Annotated in this window: 24 protein-coding genes; 15 read left to right on the plus strand and 9 right to left on the minus strand. The window is 73.5% G+C overall.

What is annotated here, in order from left to right; all coding sequences use genetic code 11:
* Positions 1-31: 31 nt before the first annotated feature.
* Both KBY32_RS23425 and KBY32_RS23430 read right to left on the minus strand, forming a co-directional pair.
* Entirely contained in the window at positions 32-208 is a 177-nt protein-coding gene (locus KBY32_RS23425) for a hypothetical protein (RefSeq protein WP_210981489.1), read from the minus strand.
* A gap of 61 nt (positions 209-269) precedes the next feature.
* Positions 270-746: a DUF6098 family protein gene (locus KBY32_RS23430; protein WP_374224985.1), complete on the minus strand. Its 477-nt coding sequence runs from the start codon at positions 744-746 to the stop codon at positions 270-272.
* Positions 747-910: 164 nt separating this feature from the next.
* Between KBY32_RS23430 and KBY32_RS23435 the strand changes: the two genes are divergently transcribed.
* The 4 genes from KBY32_RS23435 to KBY32_RS23450 all read left to right on the plus strand — a co-directional run bounded on the left by KBY32_RS23435 (position 911) and on the right by KBY32_RS23450 (position 5,934).
* Complete coding sequence (locus tag KBY32_RS23435) at positions 911-1,966, plus strand: Ku protein (RefSeq protein ID WP_210981490.1); 1,056 nt, start codon at positions 911-913, stop codon at positions 1,964-1,966.
* A gap of 136 nt (positions 1,967-2,102) precedes the next feature.
* Positions 2,103-3,098, plus strand: coding sequence for a triacylglycerol lipase (locus KBY32_RS23440; protein WP_210981491.1), 996 nt, complete (start codon positions 2,103-2,105; stop codon positions 3,096-3,098).
* A gap of 297 nt (positions 3,099-3,395) precedes the next feature.
* The gene (locus KBY32_RS23445; RefSeq protein ID WP_210981492.1) at positions 3,396-4,154 is read left to right on the plus strand and encodes a hypothetical protein; all 759 of its coding nucleotides are present in this window, start codon (positions 3,396-3,398) and stop codon (positions 4,152-4,154) included.
* Positions 4,155-4,497: 343 nt separating this feature from the next.
* Entirely contained in the window at positions 4,498-5,934 is a 1,437-nt protein-coding gene (locus tag KBY32_RS23450; protein WP_210981493.1) for an APC family permease, read from the plus strand.
* 40 nt (positions 5,935-5,974) lie between these two features.
* Here the strand turns inward: KBY32_RS23450 and KBY32_RS23455 are convergent, their stop codons facing one another.
* Entirely contained in the window at positions 5,975-6,658 is a 684-nt protein-coding gene (locus KBY32_RS23455; protein ID WP_210981494.1) for a DUF4328 domain-containing protein, read from the minus strand.
* A gap of 111 nt (positions 6,659-6,769) precedes the next feature.
* Complete coding sequence (locus tag KBY32_RS23460; protein ID WP_107096792.1) at positions 6,770-7,684, minus strand: YhjD/YihY/BrkB family envelope integrity protein; 915 nt, start codon at positions 7,682-7,684, stop codon at positions 6,770-6,772.
* A gap of 134 nt (positions 7,685-7,818) precedes the next feature.
* Here KBY32_RS23460 and KBY32_RS23465 point away from each other — a divergent pair, with 134 nt between their 5' ends.
* Positions 7,819-8,535, plus strand: a complete 717-nt coding sequence (locus KBY32_RS23465) for a GAP family protein (protein WP_247689891.1) — start codon at positions 7,819-7,821, stop codon at positions 8,533-8,535.
* A gap of 90 nt (positions 8,536-8,625) precedes the next feature.
* The gene (locus KBY32_RS23470; RefSeq protein ID WP_210981495.1) at positions 8,626-10,470 is read left to right on the plus strand and encodes a glycoside hydrolase family 15 protein; all 1,845 of its coding nucleotides are present in this window, start codon (positions 8,626-8,628) and stop codon (positions 10,468-10,470) included.
* A 229-nt stretch (positions 10,471-10,699) separates the two neighbouring features.
* Here KBY32_RS23470 and KBY32_RS23475 read toward each other — a convergent pair whose 3' ends face one another.
* The 3 genes from KBY32_RS23475 to KBY32_RS23485 are packed head-to-tail and all read right to left on the minus strand — an operon-like array spanning position 10,700 to position 12,929.
* The gene (locus tag KBY32_RS23475; RefSeq protein ID WP_308293780.1) at positions 10,700-12,112 is read right to left on the minus strand and encodes a chloride channel protein; all 1,413 of its coding nucleotides are present in this window, start codon (positions 12,110-12,112) and stop codon (positions 10,700-10,702) included.
* The gene (locus KBY32_RS23480) at positions 12,109-12,417 is read right to left on the minus strand and encodes an SHOCT domain-containing protein (RefSeq protein ID WP_210981496.1); all 309 of its coding nucleotides are present in this window, start codon (positions 12,415-12,417) and stop codon (positions 12,109-12,111) included. The genes KBY32_RS23475 and KBY32_RS23480 overlap by 4 nt, the downstream gene beginning before the upstream one ends.
* A 47-nt stretch (positions 12,418-12,464) precedes the next feature.
* Positions 12,465-12,929 carry a DUF6325 family protein gene (locus tag KBY32_RS23485; protein ID WP_234350887.1) on the minus strand — a complete coding sequence of 155 codons (465 nt, stop codon included), beginning with the start codon at positions 12,927-12,929 and terminating at the stop codon, positions 12,465-12,467.
* A gap of 221 nt (positions 12,930-13,150) precedes the next feature.
* On the opposite strand from KBY32_RS23485, the gene KBY32_RS23490 reads away from it, so the two are divergent.
* Genes KBY32_RS23490 through KBY32_RS23500 form a run of 3 tightly spaced genes read left to right on the plus strand, consistent with a single transcriptional unit; the run spans position 13,151 to position 14,771 of the window.
* The gene (locus tag KBY32_RS23490; RefSeq protein WP_210981497.1) at positions 13,151-13,384 is read left to right on the plus strand and encodes a DUF2945 domain-containing protein; all 234 of its coding nucleotides are present in this window, start codon (positions 13,151-13,153) and stop codon (positions 13,382-13,384) included.
* A gap of 10 nt (positions 13,385-13,394) precedes the next feature.
* The gene (locus KBY32_RS23495; RefSeq protein ID WP_210981498.1) at positions 13,395-13,880 is read left to right on the plus strand and encodes an MSMEG_6728 family protein; all 486 of its coding nucleotides are present in this window, start codon (positions 13,395-13,397) and stop codon (positions 13,878-13,880) included.
* Positions 13,881-13,910: 30 nt separating this feature from the next.
* The gene (locus tag KBY32_RS23500) at positions 13,911-14,771 is read left to right on the plus strand and encodes an oxygenase MpaB family protein (protein WP_210981499.1); all 861 of its coding nucleotides are present in this window, start codon (positions 13,911-13,913) and stop codon (positions 14,769-14,771) included.
* A gap of 326 nt (positions 14,772-15,097) precedes the next feature.
* Here the strand turns inward: KBY32_RS23500 and KBY32_RS23505 are convergent, their stop codons facing one another.
* Complete coding sequence (locus KBY32_RS23505; RefSeq protein WP_210981500.1) at positions 15,098-15,991, minus strand: PfkB family carbohydrate kinase; 894 nt, start codon at positions 15,989-15,991, stop codon at positions 15,098-15,100.
* 239 nt (positions 15,992-16,230) lie between these two features.
* Between KBY32_RS23505 and KBY32_RS23510 the strand changes: the two genes are divergently transcribed.
* From KBY32_RS23510 to KBY32_RS23535, 6 genes are all read left to right on the plus strand, one after another.
* The gene (locus KBY32_RS23510; RefSeq protein ID WP_210981659.1) at positions 16,231-17,922 is read left to right on the plus strand and encodes a SpoIIE family protein phosphatase; all 1,692 of its coding nucleotides are present in this window, start codon (positions 16,231-16,233) and stop codon (positions 17,920-17,922) included.
* Positions 17,923-18,043: 121 nt separating this feature from the next.
* Positions 18,044-18,760: a FadR/GntR family transcriptional regulator gene (locus KBY32_RS23515; RefSeq protein WP_210981501.1), complete on the plus strand. Its 717-nt coding sequence runs from the start codon at positions 18,044-18,046 to the stop codon at positions 18,758-18,760.
* Complete coding sequence (locus tag KBY32_RS23520; protein ID WP_210981502.1) at positions 18,757-20,151, plus strand: hypothetical protein; 1,395 nt, start codon at positions 18,757-18,759, stop codon at positions 20,149-20,151. The genes KBY32_RS23515 and KBY32_RS23520 overlap by 4 nt, the downstream gene beginning before the upstream one ends.
* Entirely contained in the window at positions 20,148-22,004 is a 1,857-nt protein-coding gene (locus KBY32_RS23525; RefSeq protein ID WP_210981503.1) for a GMC family oxidoreductase, read from the plus strand. The genes KBY32_RS23520 and KBY32_RS23525 overlap by 4 nt, the downstream gene beginning before the upstream one ends.
* A gap of 200 nt (positions 22,005-22,204) precedes the next feature.
* Entirely contained in the window at positions 22,205-23,410 is a 1,206-nt protein-coding gene (locus KBY32_RS23530) for a glycoside hydrolase family 64 protein (protein WP_210981504.1), read from the plus strand.
* Between the two features lie 152 nt (positions 23,411-23,562).
* On the plus strand, positions 23,563-24,357 hold the full coding sequence (locus tag KBY32_RS23535; protein WP_210981505.1) for an SDR family NAD(P)-dependent oxidoreductase: 795 nt from the start codon (positions 23,563-23,565) through the stop codon (positions 24,355-24,357).
* A gap of 40 nt (positions 24,358-24,397) precedes the next feature.
* Here the strand turns inward: KBY32_RS23535 and KBY32_RS23540 are convergent, their stop codons facing one another.
* Entirely contained in the window at positions 24,398-24,922 is a 525-nt protein-coding gene (locus tag KBY32_RS23540) for a CGNR zinc finger domain-containing protein (RefSeq protein WP_210981506.1), read from the minus strand.
* Positions 24,923-25,048: the final 126 nt, after the last annotated feature.

Consider the following 25,048-nt stretch of genomic DNA (forward strand, 5'->3'; position numbering starts at 1 on the left):
CGCCGCGCGGCGGACCAGGATGGGCCGGGGCTCACGGCCCCGACCAGCCGCTCTCCCATTCCCGCTGGGCCTCTGACGGGTCGTCGTCATCGTCCGCGCGGTCGCCCTCCGCCTGGGACGGGGTCGTTCGTGCCGCCTCCTCCGTCTGGTCCGGCGTGTCGTCCTGGTCGCGGTCGCCCTCCGCCTGGGACGGGGTCGGTTCAGTCATGGGGTCCTCCTCGATCCGGTGGGGGAGGGGCCGGGTACCCCAGGCCGCTGGGACGAGGCATTCAGGCGCCGGCCGTGCCGCCCCGGTCCAGCGGTCCCCACGAGGTCCGGTGGTGCCGGACGACGCGGTCGGCCTCGCTGATGACCCGGTCCTCGATCCAGCCCAGCGGGCGTACGTCCGTGACCAGCGGCTCGTTGTCGGGGCCGCGGGCCGCCTCGCGGGCCGTGAGGACCCAGGGCCGGGTGCGGGAGTCCTTGATGCGGGGCAGATGCGAGTAGTCGTACAGGCGCCGGGCCACCCAGACGCGGAGCGGGCGGCCGTCCCACCACTCCTCGACGTCCAGCGGGTTCGCGGACAGGCCGGGCAGGGCCAGCCCCGTGAGCTCGTCCCGGCTCGACATCGCCGCCATGTCCGTGGCGGGGCCCAGGGACCAGCGCACGTACAGGCCCCGGCGGGCGGCGACCAGCTCGGCCAGCTCGTCCAGCGTCGCGAAGGTCGTCATCCCCGAGGTGCCCGGGCCCGGTGTCGCACGTGCCATGGGCACCAGGTTTCCAGTCCCGGCACAGTTCATCCGCGTTCGCCGCCCCCGGTGTGACGGGTTGCGCCGGTCGGCCCCCGGCCGGGCCGGCTCGCCGCGCGCGCCCGCCGCGGTGGTGCCAGCGTGGGGGGCAGCACTCGGGACACGGACGGAGCGGGACGGTCATGGCGCGGGCGATCTGGACAGGTGTGATCACGTTCGGGCTGGTCAGCGTGCCGGTCGGCCTCTACACCGCCACCCAGGACCACACCCTGCACTTCCACCAGCTGCAGCGCGGCACCGTCGACCGCATCCGCAACCGCCGGGTCAACGAGCGCACCGGCGAGGAGGTCTCCCCGGACGACATCGTCAAGGGCTTCGAGATCGCGGACGGCGAGTACGTCGTGATCGAACCGGAGGAGCTGGACGCGATCGCGCCGGGCCGCAGCCGGACCATCGAGATCTCCGACTTCGTCGACCTGGACGAGATCGAGCCGGTGTACTTCGCCCGCACCTACTACCTCGCCCCGCGCGGCGAGGAGCACCTCAAGGTGTACGAACTGCTGCGCGCCGCCCTGGAGAAGGCCAACCGGATCGGTGTCGCCACCTTCGTCATGCGCGGCAAGCAGTACCTCACCGCGCTGCGCGCCGAGGAGAAGGTGCTGATGCTCCAGACCCTGCACTGGGCGGACGAGGTCCGCGACCCCACCCGCGAGCTGCCGCAGCTCCCGGAGCACCGGGCCGGCAGCGGCAAGGAACTCGACATGGCGCTGCAGCTCGTCGACGCCCTGAGCGGCCCGTGGGACCCGACGCGCTACCACGACACCTACGAGGAGAAGGTGCGCGAGCTGGTGCGGGCCAAGGCCGAGGGGCAGGAGATCGCCCCGGCCGAGGAGCCGCCGAGCGCGACCAACGTCGTCGACCTCATGGAGGTCCTCCAGGGCAGCATCGAACGCGCCCGCTCCGGCCGCGGCAAGACGCCCCCGGCCGGGCGGACCAGATCCGCGGCAAAGCAGTCCAGGCCCGCGTCCAAGCGGTCCAGGTCCACCTCGGCGCCCAAGAGTTCGGCACGCAAGAGCCCCGCCGCCCCGAAGAAGAGCGAGTTGCGTGAGCTGAGCAAGGCGGAGCTGTACGAACGCGCCACCGCGCAGGAGATCCCCGGCCGGTCCCGGATGAGCCGCCAGGAGCTGATCGACGCCCTCGCCGGAGGCGGACGCCGGCGCAAGAAGGCCGCCGCCTGACGACCCGGCTGGGCCGGTCGGATGAAATGCGTCTGCTCCATCGGAGGTGCCGTGAGCGGCCCCGGCACCCCGCGCCCGCACGGTCCCCGATGATCTTCGCGTCGGCGCTGGGCCGGCCCGGAGACGAGGAGTGACCATGGCGGACCGGAAGGTTTCCCGGAGCCGGCCGCACCGGCCGCGCGGCCGCTGGGCGACGCTCTGCGCGGGAGTCGCCCTGCCACTGGCCCTCGGGCTGACCGGCACGGCCACCGCCTCCGCCGACCCCGCACCGCCGCGCCCGGTCCTCGACGTCGCCGCGGCGGCGGCGTACGGGCTCGTCCACCCGGAGGCGGCCCCCGCCGGAGCCGACGACTGGTCGTGCCGGCCCTCGCGCGAACACCCCCGCCCGGTCGTCCTGCTGCACGGCTCGGCGGCGAACGCCTACGCCAACTGGAGCATGCTCGCCCCCTACCTCAAGAGCCTGGGGTACTGCGTCTTCGCCCCCAACTACGGTGGCACGCCCGGGAATCCGTTCAAGGCCACCGGGCCGATCCCGAAGTCCGCCCGGCAGGTCGCCCGGTACGTCGACCGCGTCCTGAAGGCCACCGGCGCCCGCAAGGTCGACCTCGTCGGGCACTCGCAGGGCGGCGGCCCGACCCCGCGCTGGTATCTGCGGTTCGAGGGCGGCACCGACCCGGCACAGCCGAAGCGCAACAAGGTGCGCCGGCTGATCGCCCTCGCCCCGTCCAACCACGGCGGCGACATCTCCGGCGTCGGCACGGTCACCGGCCGCCTTGGCCTGGACCCGGCCGTGTCCGCCGTCGTCGGGCAGGCGTGGTCGGACCAGATGGTGGGCTCCGCCGTGAACCGCCGGCTCGACCGCGACGGCGACACACAGCCGGGCGTCTCGTACACGGTGGTCTCCACCCGGTACGACCTGTTCGCCACGCCCTACCGCAACAACTTCCTGACGGCGGGACCGGGCGCCACCGTCCGCAACATCCTCATCCAGGACGTGTGCCCGCAGGACATGTCCGACCATCTGTCGCTCGCCTACGACACCAACGCCGCCCAGCTCGTGCGCAACGCCCTCGACCCGGCGCACGCCCGCCCCGTCCGCTGCGGCCTCACCCTGCCCCTCCTGGGCGGCTGATCCCCCGGCATCCGGTGCCCGGTCTGGCCGAAGTCCGCCCCCGCCCCCGTCCGTTCGGTCCGGACGCGGGGCGGACGTCTGCGCCCGCGACGTGCGCCGTCCACCGGCACGGGCCGGAGCACCGAGCCGAGTCACGCTAGCCGTTACCGACGGGTCGGCCCAACTCGCCCACTCCTTGCGGCCGTTCTGACTCGAACGCTTGTACCGCACCCGGCCGGCTGCCTAGGGTCTGAGCGCGCGGACGTCCCCGGAAGGGCCGGCTCCGCCCCAACCCCCCACCACACGAAGAGATTCACCATGCACCCTCGCAGAGCACGGCTGCTCGCCGTCACCACGGCCACCCTCGGCTTCGGCGCCCTCGGCACGGCGACCGCCCACGCGGAGACACCCTCCTTCTGTCAGGGCAGATACGTCTGCCTGGAGAACGGCACCGCCTTCGGCGCCCCCGCCGACGCCTACCCGGAGACCTCCGGCGACGACCGGATCACCGCCGAGCAGATCGTCCGCGACTGCGCCGCCGAGAGCGAGCAGGACATACCCGGCGTCGCCTGCGGCTTCTACCCGTACGCCGAGCCGCGGACCACGGGCTACGGCACCTGGAAGCCGCTCACCGCCGACTTCTCCAACTGCTACGGCGGCAACGAGCAGAACAACCTCACCTGGTCCCACAGCAACGAGTATTCGACCTCCAACAGCGTCACGGTGGGCGCCGGCGTCGAGATCGGGCTCAGCGAACTCGTCAAGGCGTCGATCCAGACCAGCTACCAGCACACCTGGGGCCGTTCGACGGGCAGTACGCAGAGCTTCAGCGCGTTCGTGCCCAAGGGCCACAAGGCACACCTCCAGCACCGCTACCAGCGGCAGGAGGTCACCGGGGTGCTGTGGATCGACTACGAGCACACCGGCACCGGCCCGATGGAGGGCCACGGCCACCACTACTGGGCCATCACCGACTTCACGGCCGTCTCCCCGGTGAAGGACGAGGACGGCGTGGTCCGGGACCAGGTCGCCCTGTCCCGGCCCCAGCGCCTCCAGCAGGGCGACTGCCCCGACTGATCGACCGACGGACTGACGGACGAACCGGCCCGGGGGCGCGGGCACTCGCCCACATGTACTAAGCTGCTCCCAGAGCCGGTCACCGCAACGCGCGGTCACCGACCCTGCGTTGGTGGTCCAAGGAAAGACGCCCCGCTTCCTGCGGGGAGATGCAGGTGCAAGGCCTGCCCGGCGCTCCGACACGAGGCCCGTCCGCGACACGCGGACGGGCCTCGTACGTTTCCCCGCGCCGTACCGCGGGCCGGACAGCAGCCCGATTCCCGTCGCGCACATGCGGCCGTTCGATCAGGGCAGTAGTCGTCATCAGTGAGGTCCCGGCCGCCACCACGACGAGGAGTACGCCATGTCAACCACGGGACAGAAGGACCACCCCGCCACCGACCCGGACGGGGAGCCCGGACTCAAGCGGGTGATGGGCCCGGGTCTGCTGCTGCTCTTCATCGTCGGGGACATCCTCGGCACCGGCATCTACGCCCTGACCGGCCAGGTCGCGGGCGAGGTCGGGGGAGCGGCCTGGCTGCCGTTCGTCATCGCGTTCACCGTGGCCCTGATCACCGCCTGCTCCTATCTGGAACTCGTCACCAAGTACCCCGAGGCCGCCGGTGCCGCGCTGTACGTGCACAAGGCGTTCCGCAAGCACTTCCTGACGTTCCTGGTGTGCTTCGCCGTCATGTGCTCCGGCATCACCTCGGCGTCGGCGGCCTCCAGAGCCTTCGCCGCCAACCTGGTCACCGGATTCGGACTGGACGGCGGCGACGGGCTCGTCCTCGCGATCGCCCTCGGCTTCATGACGCTGGTGCTGCTCGTGAACCTGCGGGGCGTCAGCGAGAGCCTCAAGGTCAATGTGTTCCTGACCGCCGTGGAGCTGTCGGGTCTGCTGCTCGTCGTCCTGATCAGCGGCTGGTTCATCGCCGGGGGGAACGCCGACTTCTCCCGGGTCGTCGCCTTCGAGAGCGCCTCCGACAAGAACGTCTTCCTCGCCGTCAGCACCGCCACCTCGCTCGCCTTCTTCGCCATGGTCGGCTTCGAGGACTCGGTCAACATGGCCGAGGAGACCAGGGAACCGTCGCGGATCTTCCCCCGCATGATGTTCACGGGGCTCGGTATCACCGGCCTGATCTACGTCCTGGTGTCGGTGTGCGCGGTCGCGGTCGTGCCCGTCGGCCGGCTCGCGGAGAGCGAGACACCGCTGGCCACCGTGGTGCGGACGGCGGCACCCGACTTTCCCATCTCCGACCTGCTGCCGTTCATCTCCATGTTCGCCGTGGCCAACTCGGCGCTGATCAACATGATGATGGCCAGCCGGCTGCTCTACGGCATGAGCCGCAAGGGCGTCCTGCCGCCGTTCCTGGCCAAGGTGCACCCCGTACGGCGCACCCCGCAGACGGCGATCGTGTTCACCACCGTCATCGCCTTCGGCCTCATCACGTTCGTCTCGCTGAACCCCGACAGCCCGGTCGTCGCCCTGCTCGGCGGCACGACGTCGCTGCTGCTGCTCACCGTCTTCGCCGGGGTGCACGTGGCGGTGCTGGTGCTGCGCAAGGACACCGTGGAAACCCCGCACTTCCGGGCCGGCCGCGTCCTGCCCGTCGTGGGCGCGGTCGCCTGCCTCTACCTCGTGCTGCCGTGGTCGTCCGGACGCCCCGGCGACGAGTACCGCATCGCGGGTGTGCTGCTGCTGGTCGGCGTCGCGCTGTGGGCGGTCGCCTGGTTCACCCGCGACCGCACCGGCACCCCCGCCGCCGCCTCCGACGACGAGGAGCGCGAGGCACAGCTCTGACGTGCCGTGAGCCGGGCGGCCCACGGCACGCCCGGCTCACCTACTTCGCGAACGGCCCCTCGAGGGCCTTGACCCGCTGCATCGCCGTCAGCCGGATCGCGAGGTACCCGGCGGCCACGGCGGTACCGGCGTGCAGGAGGTCGGCCACCGCGTACTGCGCCGTGGCCTCTCGCACCTCCTGGAGACTCTCGGCGTCGGAGTAGTACGACGCGGCGAACCGGCCGAGCAGCGTCGCGCCGACGAACAGCCCCCACCACAGGTTCACCGGCCAGAACGACGTCCCGCGCGGCCGCCCCTCGTGGGGCAGAGGCGCCGCCGCGCCCCACATGTCGACCGCGACGCGGTACGGCATCCAGAGGTTCACCAGCGGGATCAGCCAGCCCCCGATGGCCCAGCCGCGGCCGTTGCGGAACCCGTCGGGCGCCAGCACGCCCAGGTCCCGTCGCATCAGGAAGAACCAGACGACGAAGACGATCGCGCCGGGCAGGGACACCATCCCCTGGACGTCACCCGCCCGTTCGAACAGCGCATAGCCGCCGTCCAGCGCCCGTTCGGGCGAGCTCCCGGCCAGCGAGCGCAGCCGCAGACCAGCGAACACCGCGAACAGGTCGCTCAGCGCCATGCCTCCCAGCAGCACGCAGACGACGACCAGGAGCACCCGGGACGACGGCCGGGCGGCGCCGGGCAACTGCGGACGCGGTTGCTGGTCAGAGGAAAAGGACATGACGAAGACCCCCCACGGGCGACGAGTGGAAAAGCCCGCGGAAGATCGCGTGCGGACGAACCATAGGCCAGCACGACCGCCCCGTCCACGCCGTATCCGCAGCCCCGTGGCTCAGTCCGGCCCGGGCGCGTCCGGTGACTCCGGGGGCGGGCCCAACCGGCGCCTCAGATACGGCTCCTGGGACAGGACGGCCCCCACGCTCAGGGCGATCGCCACGGCGACGCACACCACGATCAGCCAGGACAGCAGCACGAAGACGGAACCGGAGGAACCGTAGTCGGTGAGCGCCCTGTTGAGCGCCCGCGGCATGTAGAAGTGCGCGGTCACCGACAGACCGCTGACCGCGACCGCCGTGATGAGGGCGCCCGGCAGCAGCGGCCCCCACGGCACGGCCCCGCCCAGCAGCAGATGCTGCGTCCACCACCACATGAGGGCCTGCATCAGCAGGACGATCGGGAAGCCCAGCGCCGCCCCCAACCCGAACCCGTTGTGCAGCAGCCCCTGGACGACCAGCGCCGCCAGCCACAGGCCGATCCAGGCCAGCCACCGCCACGGCGCCACCTTCGTCCGCGAACGGGGCATCTGCCAGGCCCGGCGGCACAGCCGCTGCACCGCCCGGCTCACCGCCGTCGCCGACAGCAGCACCATGAGACCGCCCACCACGCCGGTCGCCTGCCGCAGATCCTCCGACGGCGGCTGGAACGTCCGCTCCACCTCGGCCTTCGCCTGCCCGGTCAGCCCGAACACGGTGGTGATGGACGTCGTCACCTGCTCCTGCAGCGCCTCCGGCGCGTACGCGCTCAGCACGAACAGCAGCGGCACGGCCGTCAGGAAGCACTGCGCGGCGATCCGGGTGGCGGAGTCGAAGATGTTCACCGCCACCAGCCGGTCCACGATCCCCGTGATCACCGGGAAACGGCGCTCCAGCCGTGCGTGGACGGCCTTCGCCCACGCGACCGTCGCCCGGGAACGCTCACGCCACCAGGCGGCGCGCAGCGGGGACGACCGACGCCGGCGAGTCTCCATCGAGCCGCTCCTTCCCACCTCCAGAGTGCGCGAGGACGCGATGCCCGGCACGCCGTCCGCCGCCGTGCGCGCGGGCCCACGCGAAGATGCGGGCGGGCGACGGCCGTGCGTACGCTCGACCCGTACCGTGCCCGATGGGGTCGCCCATGGTCCTCGACCTGATGCTCGTCGCCCTCGCCATCACGCTCGATCCCCTCCCGCTGATGGCGTTCGTCCTCGTGGTGGCGTCGGCCCGGGGCCCGCGGATCGGGCTGGCCTTCATCGCCGGCTGGACGGCGTGCTTCGTCGCCGTGCTGGTCCTGGTGCTCACCCTGACCGGCGGCAGCCCGCCGGAACCGCGCTCACCACCGTCCACGGCCGGTCTCGCGGTGAAACTCGCCATCGGGGTCGCGCTGGTCGGTTACGGCCTGCGCCGGCACCTGCTGCGCCGGAGCGGACGCGAGCCGGGCGGGCACCGCGCCCGGAAGGCCCGTGAGTCCGAGGGCGACGGCACCGGCGGCTCGTCGTCGTTCCTCTCGTCCCGGCTGGAGCGGGGTGCCGTCTGGCCGGCGGCCGTCCTCGCCGTACTGCTCCAGCCGTGGGGTCTGGTGGCGGCGGGGGCCGTCACAGTAGTGGACGCCGACGGCTCCCACACGTCGACATGGTTCGTCCTCGTCGCGTACTGCCTCCTCGCGACCGCCAGTCTGCTCGCCGCCGAGACCTACCTCGCGCTGCGCCCCGAGCGGGCCCGGCAGCGGCTGCTCGCGATGCGCGGCTGGATGGCCGGCCACGCCGAGCAGGCCATCGTCGTCGGCAGTGTCGCCATCGGGCTCTACCTGGTGGGGACGAGCGTCTCCGGGCTGGCCGACTGACCCAGGAGCCCCGCGCGCCGAACCCGGACCGCCGTCCTACCCTGAGGCGGAGGGGGGACGGGACCGGCGCACACCGGGAGGTCCGCCCCGATGGACGACTACCCCCTCATCGAGGACCACGGGCTGATCGGCGACCTGCAGACCGCCGCCCTGGTGAGCACCGACGGAGCCGTCGACTGGTTCTGCGCCCCCCGGTTCGACTCGCCGAGCGTCTTCGGCGGTCTGCTGGACAAGGACGCCGGCGGGCACTGCACGGTCCGGCCGCGCCACGGCGCCTACGCGACCAAGCAGTTGTATCTGCCGGACACCGCGATCCTGGTGACCCGCTACATGACCGAGGCCGGCGCCGGCGAGGTGCACGACTTCATGCCCGTCACCGGCACCACCGTCACGGACCGTCACCGGCTGGTGCGGATGGTCCGCTGTGTCCGCGGCCGGATGACGTTCGAGGTCGAGATCGCCCCCCGGTTCGACTACGGGCGCCGCCCGCACCGGGTGCACATCACCACGCACGGGGCGACGTTCGAGGCCGACGACGGCACCCACCTCACCGTGCACCCGATCCGGGAACCGGACGACGAGCGGCTGATCGACGTCCTCGCCGACCGGCGCGACGCCCTGCACTTCACGATGACGCTGGAGGCCGGCCAGGAACGCGGACTCGTCCTGGAATGGGGCGGCGACGGCACCCCGCGCACCATCCGGCTCGCCGAGTACACCGAGGAGTTCCACGAGACCGTGCGGTACTGGCGGTCCTGGCTGCACCAGTCCCGCTACACCGGCCGCTGGCGCGAGACCGTCGAGCGGTCCGCGATCACCCTGAAACTGATGACGTTCGCGCCCACCGGTGCCGTCGTCGCCGCCCCGACCGCCGCACTGCCCGAGCAACTGGGCGGCGAACGCAACTGGGACTACCGGTTCACCTGGATCCGGGACGCGTCGTTCTCCGTGTACGCCCTGCTCGGCCTCGGCTTCACCGAGGAGGCGCAGACGTTCATCCAGTGGCTGACCGACCGGGTCAGGGAACGCGCCGGACGCGACAGCACCACCGGCCCGCTGAACATCATGTACCGGGTCGACGGCTCCTCCGACCTCGACGAGCAGACCCTCGACCACTGGGCGGGATACGCCGGCTCGGCACCCGTACGCATCGGCAACGGCGCCGCCGGCCAACTCCAGCTCGACATCTACGGCGAGGCCCTCGACAGCATCTACTTCGCGCACCGGCACGGACATCCGATGGGCCACCACGGCTGGACCGCGCTGCTCACCAACCTCGACTGGCTGGTCGACCACTGGGACCAGGCCGAGGAGGGACTGTGGGAGACCCGCGGCGGCCGCCAGGACTTCACCTACGGCCGGGTCATGTCCTGGGTGGCCTTCGACCGCGCGCTGCGCCTCGCCGACGCCAACGGCCGGCCCGCCGACCCCGCCCGCTGGCGCCGGGCCCGCGACGCCTGCTACCGGCAGGTCATGACGAAGGGCTGGAGCGAGACCCGGCAGGGCTTCGTCCAGCACTACGGCAGCGACGTCCTGGACTCCTCGCTGCTGCGAATGGCGACGGTCGGCTTCATCACGCCCCAGGACCCGCTGTGGACGTCGACCCTCGCCGCCATGGAGGAGGAACTCGTCAGCGACAGCCTGGTCTACCGCTACGACCCGGAGGCGTCGCCGGACGGCCTCGCCGGCTCGGAGGGCACCTTCTCGCTGTGCACCTTCATGTACGTCGACGCCCTGGCCCGCGCGGGCCGGACCGACCGGGCCCGCCTGGTGTTCGAGAAGATGATGGGGTACGCCAACCATCTGGGCCTGTACTCCGAGGAGATCGCGCCCACCGGCCGCCAACTGGGAAACTTCCCGCAGGCCTTCACCCATCTGGCCCTGGTCGACGCGGCCCTCACCCTGAACGCGGCCCTGGACCGGGGCCGGGACTGAGGCGATCCCGAGGCGCCCCTCGACCGGAGCCGAGACCGAGGCGCCCGAGGCCGCCTCGACCGGGTCCGCGGCTGAAGCGTCCCGAGGCCGCCCGTCAGCCGCCGCCCGCGCTCCCGGTAGGGCCTTCCGGCGCGCGGCGCGGCGGCCTCGGCGGGCTTCCGACCGCGGCCTATTACCCTGCATGCGGTCCTGCACCGGGCCCGCGACTGGGGCATCCGGAGGCCACCCGTCACACGCTGCCCGCGCTCCCGGTACGGGCTTCCGGCGCGCCCGGCGCGGCGGCCTCGGCGGGCTTCCCGACCGGTGGCACGGCACGGCCCGGCGGCAGCAGCTCGACCGTCGCGAACCCCACGACCGCCGCCAGCAGCACCACCGGTGTCATCTCCGCCTGGCCCAGGAGCAGGACGACCAGCACCGCACTGCTCACCGGCAGCCGCAGCGCCGCCCCGCCCGCCGCCGCCATCCCGGCCGCCAGCCCCGGCACGACCCCCAGCCCCGGCAGCGGCGCCACCAGCACCCCGGCCGCCGCCCCCAGGAACAGCGCCGGGAAGATGGGGCCGCCGCGCAGACTGCCCAGGCACAGCGCGTACGCCGCGCCCTTGCACAGCAGGACGGCGATCAGCGCGCCCACCCCCCACGCGTGCGGGTCCTGCGCGAGGCCTGCCAGCGTGGCCTGACCGGACGACGCCACGTCCGCCGGGTTCCGGTCGGTGACGAGCGTGTAGACGGCCCCGCACACCCCGGCGCCCAGCGCGCAGAGCGCCGTACGGGTCACCGGGCGCCCGGCGACGAAGACCGCGGCGAGCCGCCCGGTGTTCATGACCAGGTGCACGGCGATCCCGATGGCCACGGCCAGCAGGACCGACCAGACGACGTCCCCGGCGTCGATGTGCGGCGTCGGCACGCCCAGCCGGAGGGACAGGCCGCCGGTGGACAGGCCCGTCCAGCGGCCGAACCCGGTGAAGACGAGGGAGCCGACACCGCTGGACAGGAGCGCAGGCAGCATCACCGCGAACAGCCGTGGCCCGCCCACCCCGGCGACCTCTATCAGGATCACGGCGCCGATCAGCGGGTTGCCGAAGATCGCCGGCAGGGCGGCAGCCGCACCGGCCGCGCCGAGCAGCGCGGCGCTCTGCGGGGTCGTCGGCGCGCGGGCCAGCCGGGCGAACAGCATGGCCAGGCCGCCGCCGAACGCGATCAGCGGGGCCTCGGGACCGAGGGTGGCGCCCAGCGGCAGGCTGGCGAACGCGGCCAGGACGACACCCGGCAGAGCGGACGCGGACATGCCGGGGGCGTGCAGTCCGGCCGCCGGCACATGCCCGCCCGCACCCGGGAGGTGACGGACCACCAGGCCGACGCAGACCCCGGCGACCGCCAGCAGCGGCAGCGGCCACCACCAGGGCGGGGTGTCCCAGCCCAGCGCGTCGGGGAGGTCGGCCCACAGCGCGTGCTCCAGCTGGTGCAGCGCGGCCAGGAACCAGAACGCCAGCAGCGACACCGGGACGCCGATCAGCGCGGAGAAGACGAGCGCCCTCAGATACGCCGGGTCGCGCAGCATCGCGCGCAGCCGGTCGGCCTCCTCCGGCTGGGTCCGTCCCCCGGACGGGGACGGCTCCCGCGCGCCCTGCTCGTCGTGCGTCAAGCGAGGATCCGGCGCTTCTGGGCCTGGAACTCCTCCTCGGTGAGCACCCCCTGGGCCTTGAGGTCACCGAGCTGCTTCAACTGTTCGATCTTCGCGGTCATGTCGTCGGCCGCCACCGGCGCGGGCGGGGTGGGCGGGGGCGGGGCGGGCGCCATGGGGGCCGCCTCCTGCTCGTACACCATCTGCCGCTGCCGGTCCTGTTCGGCCCAGCGGCCGGCCTGGCGGCGCGAGACACGGTTGGACACCGCCGTGGCGGTCCCGGAGATGACGGCCGTGCGGGCGACCCCGCGGAGCAGTCCTGGCATGTCGTTCGTCTCCCTGCTGAGGTGTGCCCGGGGCGGGGCGGACGCGCTCACCGCGCGACGACGGACCCGCCCGCGGGCGCCGCCGCCTCGGCCGCGTCCAGCGACGCGACCAGGGTGTCCATGGGGATACGGCCGCTCGCCACCAGTTCGGCCCCGCCGCGCCGCAGCGCACGGGCCAGGGGAGCGGCCCACAGGTTCTCGTAGACCAGCACCGCCGCGGAGTTGCCCGCCTCCAGCGCGGCGCAGGCGTCCTCCAGGTCGCCCTGGTCCAGCAGCCCGGAGGAGGCCCCCTCGAACACGGTGAGGTCGACCTCGTCCCCGATGTTCCGCAGCTCCAGGGCCTCGACCGAACCGTCGGTGCCCTTGCGTACGAAGGCCAGGTCGAGGACGCGGATGATCCCCCGGTCGACCAGGTCCACGAGGAGGGGCAGCCCCTCACCCGTCATCCGGCTGCCGGGGAACTCGACGATCAGGTAGTCGACGGGCCCCATGTCCGCGATGTCCTGGTGCATGACCACTCCTCACACGACGCTGCGGGCCCGGTCGCTCCCGGCGGCGGCGGGGCATACGCGTGGCCCGGCTCCGGCCCTGAAGTCATTGCAGCACTCGGCCCGCGCCCCTGCATCCGGGGCGGTCGTGCCGGTTGGGCCGGTACCGGCCGGGCACTCGGGGCGGGTCCCGGCCGACGACCCCGCCCGCGCGGGACGGGGGATGAGGAAAGAGAGGGATCACGGTGGCGAAGAAGGCGAAGAAGTCCGACGACGAGCGGCTGTCCAAGGGTGACGAGGTGACGTGGAAGAGCCACGGGAGTACCGCCGAGGGCACCATCGAACGGAAGATCACCCGTCGTACGGAGGCCGCAGGCCGCACCGTGGACGCCTCCGCGGAAGAACCGCAGTACGAGGTGCGCAGCGAGAAGTCCGGCAGGTCGGCCGTCCACAAGCCGTCCGCGCTGCGGAAGAAGTGAGCGGGGCGGTATGCAGACGTTCCTGCCGGACCCCGACTTCGGGCGGACGGCGCTGCTGCTGGACCGGCGCCGGCTGGGCAAGCAGCGCGTCGAGGCGCTCCAGGTCCTGCGCGGCCTGACCGTGCCCGGCTACGGCTGGCGCCGGCACCCGGCCGTCCGTATGTGGGTCGGCTACGAGGAGGCCCTGGTGCGGTACGGCCTGGAGATCTGCCGGGTCTGGCGCGACCAAGGGCACCAGGACAGCTGCGCGGCCTCCCTGGTCTCCGGGCTGGCCGCGCACCGGCCCGGTCCCGTCCGGGGGCAGGAGGAGCTGGCGGCGGCCGGTGAGCTGCCGCCGTGGCTCGGCGACGAGGCCTTCCACGAGAGCCACCGCTCGGCGCTGGTCCGCAAGGACCCCGGCGTGTATGCCGCCCTGTTCCCCGGGGTGGCCGACGACCTGCCCTACGTGTGGCCGGCCTCCGACCGGGAGGCGGGACCCCGGGCCGCCGCCGGCTGAACGACGCCGAGGACGGAAGGGAGCCCGACCGTGCTGAACGAGGTGCGTGACCAGCTGGGACAGGCCCTGTTCCGCCGGGTCGCCGGCCCCGACGGCCCGGCGACCCGCGCCCGGATCCATCTGACCCCGGGGCCGCGCTGGTTCGGCCCCGACCGCCCGATCCGCTCGGTGCACGGCGACGCGTCCATGTTCATCGGCGGCCTGAGCGCGCTGCTGCTGCAGTCCCTGCACCCGCTGGCGATGGCGGCGGTCGCCGGGCACTCCGGCTACCGGGGCGACCCGTGGGGCCGCCTCCAGCGCACCAGCACCTTCCTCGCCGTGACGACGTACGCCACCGCCGAGGACGCGCAGCGGGCGGTCGACCAGGTCCGCGCCATCCACGAGCGGATCCGCGGCACCGCGGCCGACGGAAGGCCGTACCACGCGGCCGACCCGCATCTGCTCGGCTGGGTGCACGCCGCCGAGACCGACAGCTTCCTCCGCGCCCACGAGCGCTTCGGCGCACACCCGCTGGACGCCGCCGGCTACGACGGCTACGTCGCCGACGCCGCCCGGGTGGCGTCGGCGCTGGGCGTGACCGACCCGCCGCGCGACCGACGCGAGCTGTCCGCCCGCCTCGCCGCGTACCGCCCCGAACTCCGGGCCACCCCGGAGGCCCGAGCGACCGCCCGCTTCCTCCTTCTCCAGCCGCCCGTCCCCCTCGCGGTCCGCCCCCTCTACGGCGGCCTGGCCGTTAACGCCGTGTCCCTGCTGCCCCCGTGGGCCCGCCGCCTCCTGTGGCTGCCCCGCGTCCCGGTCGTGGAGGACCTGGCGATCCGCCCCACAGGCCAGGCCCTCACCCGCACCATCCGCTGGATCATGCGCCCCCCGACGACCCCGGACCCGGACTGACGGCCCACTCCGATACCGGGTGCCCGCCGCACGGGTCGGCTCCGGCACCCGCCCGCCCGAAAGGCTGCGCTGAGCGCCCCGCTGCAGTACCGAGTGCGGAACGCGGAGCACGGCCGCATCGGCAGGTTCCAGTAGCCGAACGCGGAGCACGGCCGCGTCACGGGTTCCGTCAGCCGAGGGCCGGGCTCCCGATTCGTCGCGGGTGGGCCGTACAGCCGTCCGGGTGCGCCGGGGACCGCCGGCGAGTCCACCCGGGCAGGCTCGGTGAGCCCGCTCAGCGTGGCGTGCCCGCCGAGCACGCCGGGCCGGACCGGGTGAGCCCCCGCTCAGCCTCCCCGCATCCACGCCCGCGTCCCGAACGACGTGCATGATCGGGCGGCCAGGGACGCCGCCGCGCGCAGGGCGGTGGCGAAGGCGGGGCCGGTCAGGTCGGGCAGGCGGGCCAATCCGTGGGTCAGGGCGCCGTGGAGGACGTCCCCTGCGCCCAGGGTGTCGACCACCTGGACCTCGGGCACCTCCACCGTCCCGGCGTCGTCCGGGCCGGACCACACCAGGGGGCGTGACCCGTGGCTGACGGCCGTCCAGGGGACGCCGTGGGAGCGCAGGAACCGCAGGGTGTCGTCGGGTGTCGCGGTGCCGGGCGGGCGGAAGGCCGCCGAGCAGACGGCCACGTCGACGTACGGGAGCAGATCGTCCGTGCCCGGCTTCCAGCTGCCTCCGTCGAGGACGGTCCGGCGTCCGGCCGCACGCGCGGCGCGGGCCGTGGCGAGCGCCAGGGCGGGGTGGTGGCCGTCGAGCTGGACGATGTCGCAGGCGGCCACCCGGGCGTCGAGGTCCGGGGGAGGGGCGAGCCGGTGCCCACGGGCGTTGGTGGAGGCGACCGCGCGCTCCCCGGTGGCCGCGGTGACCAGCACCGACGACACGGCGGGCGGCTCCGCCCGGCCCGCCGCCAGGTCGGTCACCGTCACCCCCGCCCGGTCCAGGTCCGCCCGGACGCCCTCGCCCAGCGGATGTGCGCCGACCGCGGTGAGCAGCCGTGCCGTGCCGCCCAGATGGGCGAAGGTCACGGCCGCGTTCGTGGCCGGGCCCCCGGCGGCCACGAGCTGCTCCCGTGCCGTCACCTTCTCGTCGGGCCCCGGCAAACGGTCCACGAGCTGCAGGACGTCCAGCGTGCACAGGCCCACGAACAGGCCGTACGGGCCGCCCGTCCGCCGTTCCATGCCGGCTCCTCCCCACCGGAGCGCGCGTACGCGACGGCCACGCCGTACGCTCCGGTCACGTGGATCTTCCAGCCGGGACGGCGGCCGTGCAAGGAAGGTGGCTTTCGGCCGTCGCGGGGCATACGGAGGGCACACTGGGAGCGGCGGGCGTGGTTCGGCAGGGCGCGCGGACGCGCGTGCGCATCCCGGACCGATCGGCAGGGAGGCTGGACGTGGAAGGGCCGCAGGGCACCGAGAGCATGCGCAGAGAGGCCGTCCCGCCTGCGCCCGCCGAACTGTCCCGGGCCCTGGCCGCCCTCGGCGCCGGCGCCTACGTCGTGGACGAACGCGGCTGCATCATCGCGGTGAACCCCGAGGCGGAGCGCATGCTCGGCCGCGCCTCCGGCGACCTCACCGGCTACGACGCACACGACCTGCTGCACCGCGACCCGCACGGTCACCGGCTGCCGCACAGTCGGTGCTCCATGCGCCAGGCCTTCCACGCGGGAAGGACCGCGCAGGGGGCGCCGGAGTACTTCGCGCTGCCCGACGGCTCCGTCCGGGCCGTCGCCTGGCTGATAACGCCCTACGAGTCCGACGGCGACGAGGCCGGCTGGACCCTGGTGATCTTCCACCCGCAGGAGGCCCCGGAGGAGCCGGCGTCCCCGGCGGAGACACCGGCCGCCACCCTCACCGAGCTGGAACGCCTGGCCCTGCTGGCCGAGGCCACCGCCCAGCTGACCTCGACGCTCGACACCGAGGAGATGCTGCGGCGGCTCAGCCATCTGGTCGTGCCACGGCTGGCCGACTGGGTGGTCGTGGACCTGCTCTCCGAGCGCGACGAGGTGTGGCGGGAGCTCGTCGTCCACGCGGACGGCACGACGCTCAAGCGGCACGAGGACCTGGAGGGGCCCATGCCACCCGTCCTGGCGGAGTCCCAGTGGCCGCTGTCCCGGGCCCTGCGGGGCGTGGCCTCCACCCTCACCGGACCCGAGCAGTACCACGGCACCCCGGACTCCGGGATCGCGGTCGAGCAGCGCCGTCTGTTCGACCGTACGGGCATGCACTCGGCGGCCATCGCCCCGATCCGCGGCGCCCGCGAGGTGCTGGGCGCGCTGACCATGGGCCGGGCCACGGAGCCGGTGGCGTTCACCGCGGCGGACCTGCCGCTGGCCGAGGACATCGCGCGCCGCGCCGGGCTCGCCCTGGACAACGCCCGCCTCTACCAGCGTCAGCGCAAGGTCGCCGAGACCATGCAGAACCATCTCCTGCCCCAGATGCCGGGCGTCCCCGGCTTGGAAATGACGGCCCGCTATCTGCCCGCTCCCGACGCCTCGCAGGTGGGCGGCGACTGGTACGACGCGTTCCCGCTGTCCGACGGGGCCACGGCCCTGGCCATCGGCGATGTCGTCGGGCACGACCTGGAGGCGGCGGCCGGCATGGCCCAGGTGCGCAACATGCTCCGCGCCTACGCCTGGGCGCAGAACGAACCGCCCAGCCGGATCGTGAGGCGCCTCGACGAGGCGATGGAGCACATCACCGACGTCGGCATGGCCACCATGATCTTCGCCCGGGTCGAGTCACTGGACGACGGCACCTGGCAGCTGACCTGGACCAACGCCGGCCATCCGCCGCCGCTGCTGATCACCCGGGACGGCGTGGGCAGATTCCTCGAGGCCGGGCACGGCGTCGCCCTGGGCACGGGGCTGCGCACCAGACGGCCGGACGCGCAGACCGTCCTCGAGCCCGGCTGCACCCTCGTGCTGTACACGGACGGCCTCGTCGAGGAGCACGGCAAGATCCTCGACGTCGGTCTGGACCGGCTGCACCGGCACGCGGCCGCGTCCGTGCACCGCCCGCTCTCCGTCCTCGCCGACCAGGTGCTGCGCCGGGTGCGCCCCGCCGACAACGACGACGACGTGGCCCTCCTCGCCCTGCGTGTTCCCGCCTGAGCGGCGCCCATTCAACAACCGTGTGTGCGCGACTTGTTGACGCGTGGTCAACCACGGTGGTTCAGTGGCTCAGTCACTGGACCACGCCATCACCGGACCACACCCACGCTGGGGGCCCGCCATGGGAGCACTGCCGCGCGAGACCGTCGTCGACGTCCTGGAACAGCGCCTGCGCGAACGGATCCTCGCCGGGCGGCACCCGGCCGGGAGCTATCTGCCGCCCGAACGGGAACTCGCCGACGAGTTCGGCGTCAACCGCACCACTCTCAAGCACGCGTTCGGCCGTCTTGTGCACGCGGGACTCCTGGAGACCCGGCACGGAGTGGGCACCCGCGTCCGCGACTTCCTGCGGCTGGGCGGCGCCGACCTGCTGCCGATGCTGGTGCGGCACAGCCCCGACTGGATCGGTGAGATCTTCGAAGTCCGCCACAGCATCGGCGCGTTGATCGCCGAACGCGCCGCCTCGCGCGCCACCGAGGCCCAGGTCGCCGAACTGCGCCGGCTCGTCGCGGCCGTCGCCGACGCGAAGGGCGGCGAGGACGCGCAGCTCGCGGACGCCGAGGTGCACCGCGCGCTGGCCCGCGCAACCGGCAACCGGGTGTACGTCCTGCTGACCAACACCCTGTTCAACGCCTACCTCCCGGTGCGCTCGGCGCTGGTCGGCCCCTTCGAGGACGCCCGGGCCGCCCACGACCGGCTGGCCCCCGTCGTCGAGGCCGTCGCCGCCCGTGACGAGACCGCGGCCCGCACGGCCGCCGGGGCCTATCTGTCGGCGACCGAACGCATCATGCTCGAAGGGCTGGCCGACACCGGCCGCGGTCAGGGCGGACAGCGGTGAGCGCCCGCGGGACGGTGTTCCGGGAGACCCTGCTGGGCCGTGTACGTCTGGAAGGCGAGGACCGCGAACGGCCCGTCCGCCTCGACCTCGTGGCCTGCGCCGACGCCGTGGTGCTGCCGCACCGCACCACCCGGGCCCGGCTCACCGGACGGGTGCGGATCGCGGGACGCGCCGACGACGCCGAGGCTGTGGGGGAGTTGGAGATAGCCCCGCTGACCCGCCGCCGCATCCGCTACCGGCTGACCTTCACCCTCGAGGGCCGGCGCCTGGAACTGGACGGCTGGAAGTCCCTCACGCCCGCACGGCCCGTCACCTCGATGACCGTGCTGCCGTACAGCCTGTACGAGAAGGGCCGGCCGGCCGGGTCGGGCACCCTCCGCTTCCCGCTCGGCACCCAACTCCTGCCGTTCCTCGCGAGCTTCCGCTCCCCCCGCCCGTCCACGCCCGACCCCGGACGGCACCTGGCACCGCGCTGGGACGGCGAGCCCGGGCGCACCGAGGTCTGGTACACGACCCTCACCGACCCGGCGACCGGCACCGGGGTGTGGCTGCACCACGAGGTCGTCGCCCCCACGGACGGCTCGGCCGCCCACGCGCACGGCTGGGCCGCCGTCTTCCCCCAGGACGGTCCTGTGCGGCACGCCCGCTTCGGCCCCGTCCCGGTGACGGAGAACCCCGACGGATTCGCCGCCGACGGCGTCCGGGTCGCCCCCGGAGCGCTGTCCGGCAGCGCGGGGCCGGTCACCTGGTCGCTCACCGAGACCCCGCAGGGCGCGCCGGTGCACACCTTCCCCCGCTGGTCGTGGCGCCACCCCTGGCTGCCCGCCAGCCATATGTTGCCGGCCTCCAGGTGCCGCTACACCGGCACCGTCCGCTACGGCGACGAAGAACTGCGCCTCGACGGCGCCTTCGGCGCGAGCGCCCGCATCTACGGCCACGGCAACGCGCAACGCTGGGGCTGGCTCCACGCCGACCTCGGCGACGGCGACATCCTCGAGATCGTCGCCGCGCGCTCCACCCGCCCCGGACTCGACCGGCTGCCCCCGCTCGTCTTCCTGCGGCTGCTGCACGGCGGGCGGACCTGGCCGAGGCGCGCCGAGCGCACCGCCGTCGGCTGGGCGGGAGCCGGCCGCTTCACGGCGGATCTCGCCCTGCCCCGCTGGCAGGTCACCGGCCGGGCCGGACTCCGCCGTATCCGGGTGACGGTGACCCAGCCGCCGGAGCGCACGCTGGCCCTGGACTACACCGACCCCGACGGGTCCGCCGCGGTCTGCCGCAACAGCGAGAGCGCCGACGCGGAGATCACCCTGGAGCGCTGGTGGGGACGGTGGCGGCCGGAGGCGCACTGGCGGCTTGCGGGCACCGCCCACGCGGAGGTCGGCGAGCGATGAGCACCCGCCCCGACGCCACGCTCCCCGCGCTCAGCGCCGCGTTCCTCGCCGACGACGGTACGACCGACTGGGTACGGGCCGTGCCGGGCCGCCTGCGGACCCTGCTGGCCGCGATGCCGCGCTCCGCCCGCGCCGGTGTCCACGGCGCGGCCCTCGCGCTCGACGCCTACGCCATGGTCCGCACCGGACGCCGCCTGGCCGGCCTCACCCCCGAGGAGCGCGAACGCCTGCTGACCGGTCTGGCCGCCCACCGCACGGCCCTGCCCGTCCTGGACGCGCTCAAGGTGCCCGTCCTGCTCGCCGCCGGGACCGAACGGATGCTGGCCGCCGAGCCCCCGCCGTCGGGATCCGTCCCCGACGACCCGCCCCTGGACTGCACGCCCTCCGACGCCTGGCCGAGCCGGTCCACCGCCGACGCCGTCGTCGTCGGGTCCGGCGCCGGCGGGGCCATGGCGGCGCGCACCCTGGCCCGCGCCGGGCTGCGGGTCGTCGTCGTGGAGGAGGGCGATCACCACACCACCGCCTCGTTCGCGCGCCGGACCCCCCTCGACCGCTTCACCTCCCTCTACCGCGACGCGGGCGCCACGATCGCGTACGGCACCCCTCCGCTCGTCGTGCCCACCGGACGCGCGGTCGGCGGCACCACCGTCGTCAACTCCGGTACCTGCTACCGCACTCCGGACCACGTCCTCACCCGCTGGCGCACCACCCACGGCTTCGCCGCCGCCGACGGTCTCGCCGGCCACCTCGACGAGGCGGAACGCACCCTGCGCGTCGCCCGGCAGCCGCTCGACGTCCTCGGCGAGAACGGCAGACTCGCCCTGTCCGGCGCCCGGAACCTCGGCTGGGCCGCGGGACCGCTGCGCCGCAACGCCCCCGGCTGCCAGGGCTCCTGCCAGTGCGTCGTCGGCTGTCCGACCGGCGCCAAGCAGAGCGTCCAGCTCTCGGTGCTGCCCGAGGCGTGCGCCTCCGGCGCCCGTATCGTCACGGGCGCCCGCGTACGGCGGCTCCTCACCGACCGCGACCGGCCGGGCGGCCCCGTCGCCGCGGGCGTCCTGGTGAGCCGCCCCGACGGCAGCGAGCTCGAGATCCTCAGCCCGCTGGTCGTGGTGGCGGCCGGCGCCCTCCAGACCCCTCAACTGCTGCGCCGCTCCGGCCTCGGCGCCCACCCGGCACTCGGACGCAACCTCAGCGTCCACCCCGCCCTCAGCGTCGCGGGCCGCTTCTCCGCCCCCGTCGGCGGCGGACGGGCCGTCCTGCAGAGCGTCGCGGTCGAGGAACTGCACGCCGACGGCATCCTCATCGAGGCCACCGCCGCGCCGCCCGGCATGAGTTCCTTCGTACTCCCCGGCGTCGGACGTGCCCTTCGACAGGCCCTGGAGCACACCGAGCACCTGGCGACGCTCGGGGCGATGATCGCCGACCGGCCCTCGGGCCGCGTCCTCGGCCGGCACGGCACCCTGCTCCGCTACGACCTGGACCGCCGTGACGCGGGCCGACTGCTGCGCGCCCAACGGGCCATGGGGCGCCTGCTGTTCGCGGCCGGCGCCGAGGAGGTCCTGACCGGCGTGCCGCACGCCCCCCGGGCCCGCACGATGGCGGAACTGGAGGCCCTGCTGGCGGACGTCTCGGTACGGCAGTTGCACGTGTCCGCGTTCCACCCCACCGGCACGGCCGCGGCCGGCGCCGACGAGGACCGGTCGCCGGCCGACCCCGAGGGACGGCTGCGCGGGGTGCGCGGCGTGCTGATCGCGGACGGCTCGGTGCTGCCCAGCTGCCCCGAGGTGAATCCGCAGCTGAGCATCATGGCGGCGGCCCTGGCCGTCACGGACCGCTGGCTGAACGGGACCTGACCCGGCGTCGACCAGGCGGGGCGGCCGCTCGCTGGGCCGCCCCGCTCCCGTCGCCGTACCCCGGAGATCTCCGACTCCCGTGCCCTATCTGGCAGTCGGGACAGTCGATATTGGTTGAGTTGTTGACAGGTCCATACCAGCGCGGGACATTGAGAGCGCTCTCAGACATCCTCGATCCCCCAGTCGAACGGAGACGGAGCATGCGCAAGACCTTCCGACGCCGGCTCGCGGCGGCGGGCATGGCCCTCGCCACGGTCCTCGGCGGCACCCTGCTGGCGACCGGGACGGCCCCACCCGCCCACGCCGCCGTCCCGGCGACCATTCCCCTGAAGATCACCAACAACTCGGCGCGCGGCGACCAGGTGTACATCTACAACCTCGGCACCGAGCTCTCCTCCGGACGGCAGGGCTGGGCCGACGCCAACGGCACCTTCCACCCCTGGCCGGCCGGCGGCAACCCGCCGACCCCCGCGCCGGACGCCTCCATACCGGGCCCCGCCGCCGGGCAGTCCACGACCATCCGGATGCCCAAGTTCTCCGGCCGCGTATACTTCTCGTACGGGCAGAAACTGGTGTTCAAGCTGACCACCGGCGGGCTCGTCCAGCCCGCCGTGCAGAACCCCAGCGACCCGAACCGCAACATCCTCTTCAACTGGTCCGAGTACACGCTCAACGACAGCGGGCTGTGGCTCAACAGCACCCAGGTCGACATGCTCTCCGCGCCGTACTCGGTCGGCGTGCAGCGCCCCGACGGCAGCACCGCCACCACCGGCAAGCTCAAGGCGGGCGGCTACAACGCCGTCCTCAACGGACTCAGGTCCCAGTCCGGCGGCTGGGGCAACCTGATCCAGACCCGCGCCGACGGCACCGTGCTGCGCGCGCTGTCCCCGCTGTACGGCCTGGAGACCGGCGCGCTGCCCGCCTCGGTGCTGGACGACTACATCAACCGGGTGTGGCAGAAGTACACCTCCGCGACCCTGACGGTGACGCCGTTCGCCGATCAGCCGGGCACCAAGTACTTCGGCCGGGTCTCCGGCGGGGTCATGCGCTTCACCAACAGCGCCGGTGCCGTCGTCACCCAGTTCGAGAAGCCGGACGCCTCGTCGATCTTCGGCTGTCACCGCAAGCTCGACGCGCCCAACGACCAGGTCCGCGGCCCGATCTCACGCACCCTGTGCGCCGGCTTCCACCGCTCCACCCTGCTGGTCAACCCCAACCAGCCCGACGCCAACGCGGACAACTTCTACCGGGACGGCGTCACCGACCACTACGCCCGCGTGATCCACTCCCAGATGTCCGACGGCAAGGCCTACGCCTTCGCCTTCGACGACGTCGGCCACCACGAGTCCCTGGTCCACGACGGCGACCCGCGCCAGGCCCTCATCACCCTCGAACCCTTCAACTGACCCCACATCACCCTGCCCGCCGGCACCGGGAGTCCGTCCCCGGTGCCGGCGTTGTTGAACGCCGTATGGGCGCGCCCGCCTGTTGAGGGCGTACGCAAGGGTTGCCGCGGGGTACCCGAAGACGTACGCACGGACACGGGAAAGGGCTAGGCATGCAGATCGATCTGAAGGGCCGCACCGCGCTGGTGACCGGTTCCACCCAGGGCATCGGCGCGGCGATCGCCGTCGGGCTGGCCCGGGCCGGGGCGCGGGTGGGGGTGAACGGGCGCAGCCGGGACCGGGTGGAGCGCGGTGTCGCCGAGTTCAGCAGCCGGGTGCCCGGCGCCGACCTGGTGCCCGTGGCGGCGGACGTGACCACGGAGGAGGGTGTCGAGCAGGTGGCCGCGCTCCTGCCGGAGGTGGACATCCTCGTCAACAACCTCGGCATCTTCGGCTCCGCCGACCCCCTGGAGATCAGCGACGAGGAGTGGCGGCGCTACTTCGACGTCAACGTGTTGTCGGCCGTACGGCTGATCCGGCGGTTCCTGCCCGGGATGACCGAGCGGGGCTGGGGGCGGGTGCAGAACATCGCCAGCGACTCGGCGATCGTGACGCCGGCCGAGATGATCCACTACGGCATGTCCAAGACGGCCCTGCTCGCGGTGAGCCGCGGATTCGCCAAGCAGGCGGCCGGTACCGGCGTCACCGTGAACTCCGTCATCGCCGGACCCACCCACACGGGTGGCGTGGAGGACTTCGTCTACGAGCTGGTCGACAAGAATTTGCCGTGGGACCAGGCACAGCGGGCCTTCATGCGCGAGTACCGCCCGCAGAGCCTGCTCCAGCGTCTGATCGAGCCGGAGGAGATCGCCAACATGGTCGTCTATCTCAGCTCCGACCAGGCGTCGGCCACGACGGGCGGCGCGGTGCGGGTCGACGGCGGATACGTCGACGCCATCCTGCCGTGACCGGCGGGCCCCGTCCCCGTCCGGCGTGGTGGGGGCGGGGTCAGTCCGATGGGCGGGCGGCCGCCTCGCGGGTGCGCTGGTAGTGGCGCCGGGCCTTCATACGGTTGCCGCACAGGGCCATCGAGCACCAGCGCCCCTTGTTCGTCTTGCTGCGGTCCAGCAGGAACCGCCGGCACTCCTCGTTGGCGCACGGGCGCAGTCTTCCGGGCAGTGACTCCTGGATCGCGCCCCAGGCCAGCACCGCCTCGACCGCGAGCCGCCGGTCGGCGGGCGGCTTCGGCTCCCAGGTCACGCCGTCCGGGCCGACGTGCGGATGCGAGGTGACGCCCTCCAGCAGCGGGGCGAGGGCGGTGGCGGGCAGGTCGCCGCGAACCACCTGCTGGAGCAGATCGCGCGCCTCGACGAGATGCCGGCGCTCGGCTGCGGTCCCGCTGCCGCCGTGCGCCCGCTGCCAGGCGCGGGCGGCCTCGGGGTCGGCGAGCAGGTCCTCCACGTCGCCGTCGACCACCGGGGTGCTGTTGAGCAGCTCCAGCAGCGCGTCCTGGTCCACGCGTGCGCTCTCCATTCCGTCTCCTCGGTCTCGACCTGCGCAGGCTACCGCCTGCCCGCCCTCGATCGAGGATAACTCTTCAAAGCGTGTTGACAGGTTAGGTGAGCCGTGGTCGACTGTGTGTGTAACCGGTCAAAAGCT

The sequence above is a fragment of the Streptomyces sp. RK62 genome, assembly GCF_018070255.1.
GTDB lineage: Bacteria > Actinomycetota > Actinomycetes > Streptomycetales > Streptomycetaceae > Streptomyces > Streptomyces nigra.

What these genes read in the sequence shown, in the direction of transcription:
- KBY32_RS23425 (WP_210981489.1), bottom strand. Translation starts at nt 208, where the DNA reads ATGACTGAACCGACCCCGTCCCAGGCGGAGGGCGACCGCGACCAGGAC.
- KBY32_RS23430 (WP_374224985.1), bottom strand. Translation starts at nt 746, where the DNA reads ATGGCACGTGCGACACCGGGCCCGGGCACCTCGGGGATGACGACCTTC.
- KBY32_RS23435 (WP_210981490.1), top strand. Translation starts at nt 911, where the DNA reads ATGGCGCGGGCGATCTGGACAGGTGTGATCACGTTCGGGCTGGTCAGC.
- KBY32_RS23440 (WP_210981491.1), top strand. Translation starts at nt 2,103, where the DNA reads ATGGCGGACCGGAAGGTTTCCCGGAGCCGGCCGCACCGGCCGCGCGGC.
- KBY32_RS23445 (WP_210981492.1), top strand. Translation starts at nt 3,396, where the DNA reads ATGCACCCTCGCAGAGCACGGCTGCTCGCCGTCACCACGGCCACCCTC.
- KBY32_RS23450 (WP_210981493.1), top strand. Translation starts at nt 4,498, where the DNA reads ATGTCAACCACGGGACAGAAGGACCACCCCGCCACCGACCCGGACGGG.
- KBY32_RS23455 (WP_210981494.1), bottom strand. Translation starts at nt 6,658, where the DNA reads ATGTCCTTTTCCTCTGACCAGCAACCGCGTCCGCAGTTGCCCGGCGCC.
- KBY32_RS23460 (WP_107096792.1), bottom strand. Translation starts at nt 7,684, where the DNA reads ATGGAGACTCGCCGGCGTCGGTCGTCCCCGCTGCGCGCCGCCTGGTGG.
- KBY32_RS23465 (WP_247689891.1), top strand. Translation starts at nt 7,819, where the DNA reads ATGGGGTCGCCCATGGTCCTCGACCTGATGCTCGTCGCCCTCGCCATC.
- KBY32_RS23470 (WP_210981495.1), top strand. Translation starts at nt 8,626, where the DNA reads ATGGACGACTACCCCCTCATCGAGGACCACGGGCTGATCGGCGACCTG.
- KBY32_RS23480 (WP_210981496.1), bottom strand. Translation starts at nt 12,417, where the DNA reads ATGCCAGGACTGCTCCGCGGGGTCGCCCGCACGGCCGTCATCTCCGGG.
- KBY32_RS23485 (WP_234350887.1), bottom strand. Translation starts at nt 12,929, where the DNA reads ATGCACCAGGACATCGCGGACATGGGGCCCGTCGACTACCTGATCGTC.
- KBY32_RS23495 (WP_210981498.1), top strand. Translation starts at nt 13,395, where the DNA reads ATGCAGACGTTCCTGCCGGACCCCGACTTCGGGCGGACGGCGCTGCTG.
- KBY32_RS23505 (WP_210981500.1), bottom strand. Translation starts at nt 15,991, where the DNA reads ATGGAACGGCGGACGGGCGGCCCGTACGGCCTGTTCGTGGGCCTGTGC.
- KBY32_RS23510 (WP_210981659.1), top strand. Translation starts at nt 16,231, where the DNA reads ATGCGCAGAGAGGCCGTCCCGCCTGCGCCCGCCGAACTGTCCCGGGCC.
- KBY32_RS23515 (WP_210981501.1), top strand. Translation starts at nt 18,044, where the DNA reads ATGGGAGCACTGCCGCGCGAGACCGTCGTCGACGTCCTGGAACAGCGC.
- KBY32_RS23525 (WP_210981503.1), top strand. Translation starts at nt 20,148, where the DNA reads ATGAGCACCCGCCCCGACGCCACGCTCCCCGCGCTCAGCGCCGCGTTC.
- KBY32_RS23530 (WP_210981504.1), top strand. Translation starts at nt 22,205, where the DNA reads ATGCGCAAGACCTTCCGACGCCGGCTCGCGGCGGCGGGCATGGCCCTC.
- KBY32_RS23535 (WP_210981505.1), top strand. Translation starts at nt 23,563, where the DNA reads ATGCAGATCGATCTGAAGGGCCGCACCGCGCTGGTGACCGGTTCCACC.
- KBY32_RS23540 (WP_210981506.1), bottom strand. Translation starts at nt 24,922, where the DNA reads ATGGAGAGCGCACGCGTGGACCAGGACGCGCTGCTGGAGCTGCTCAAC.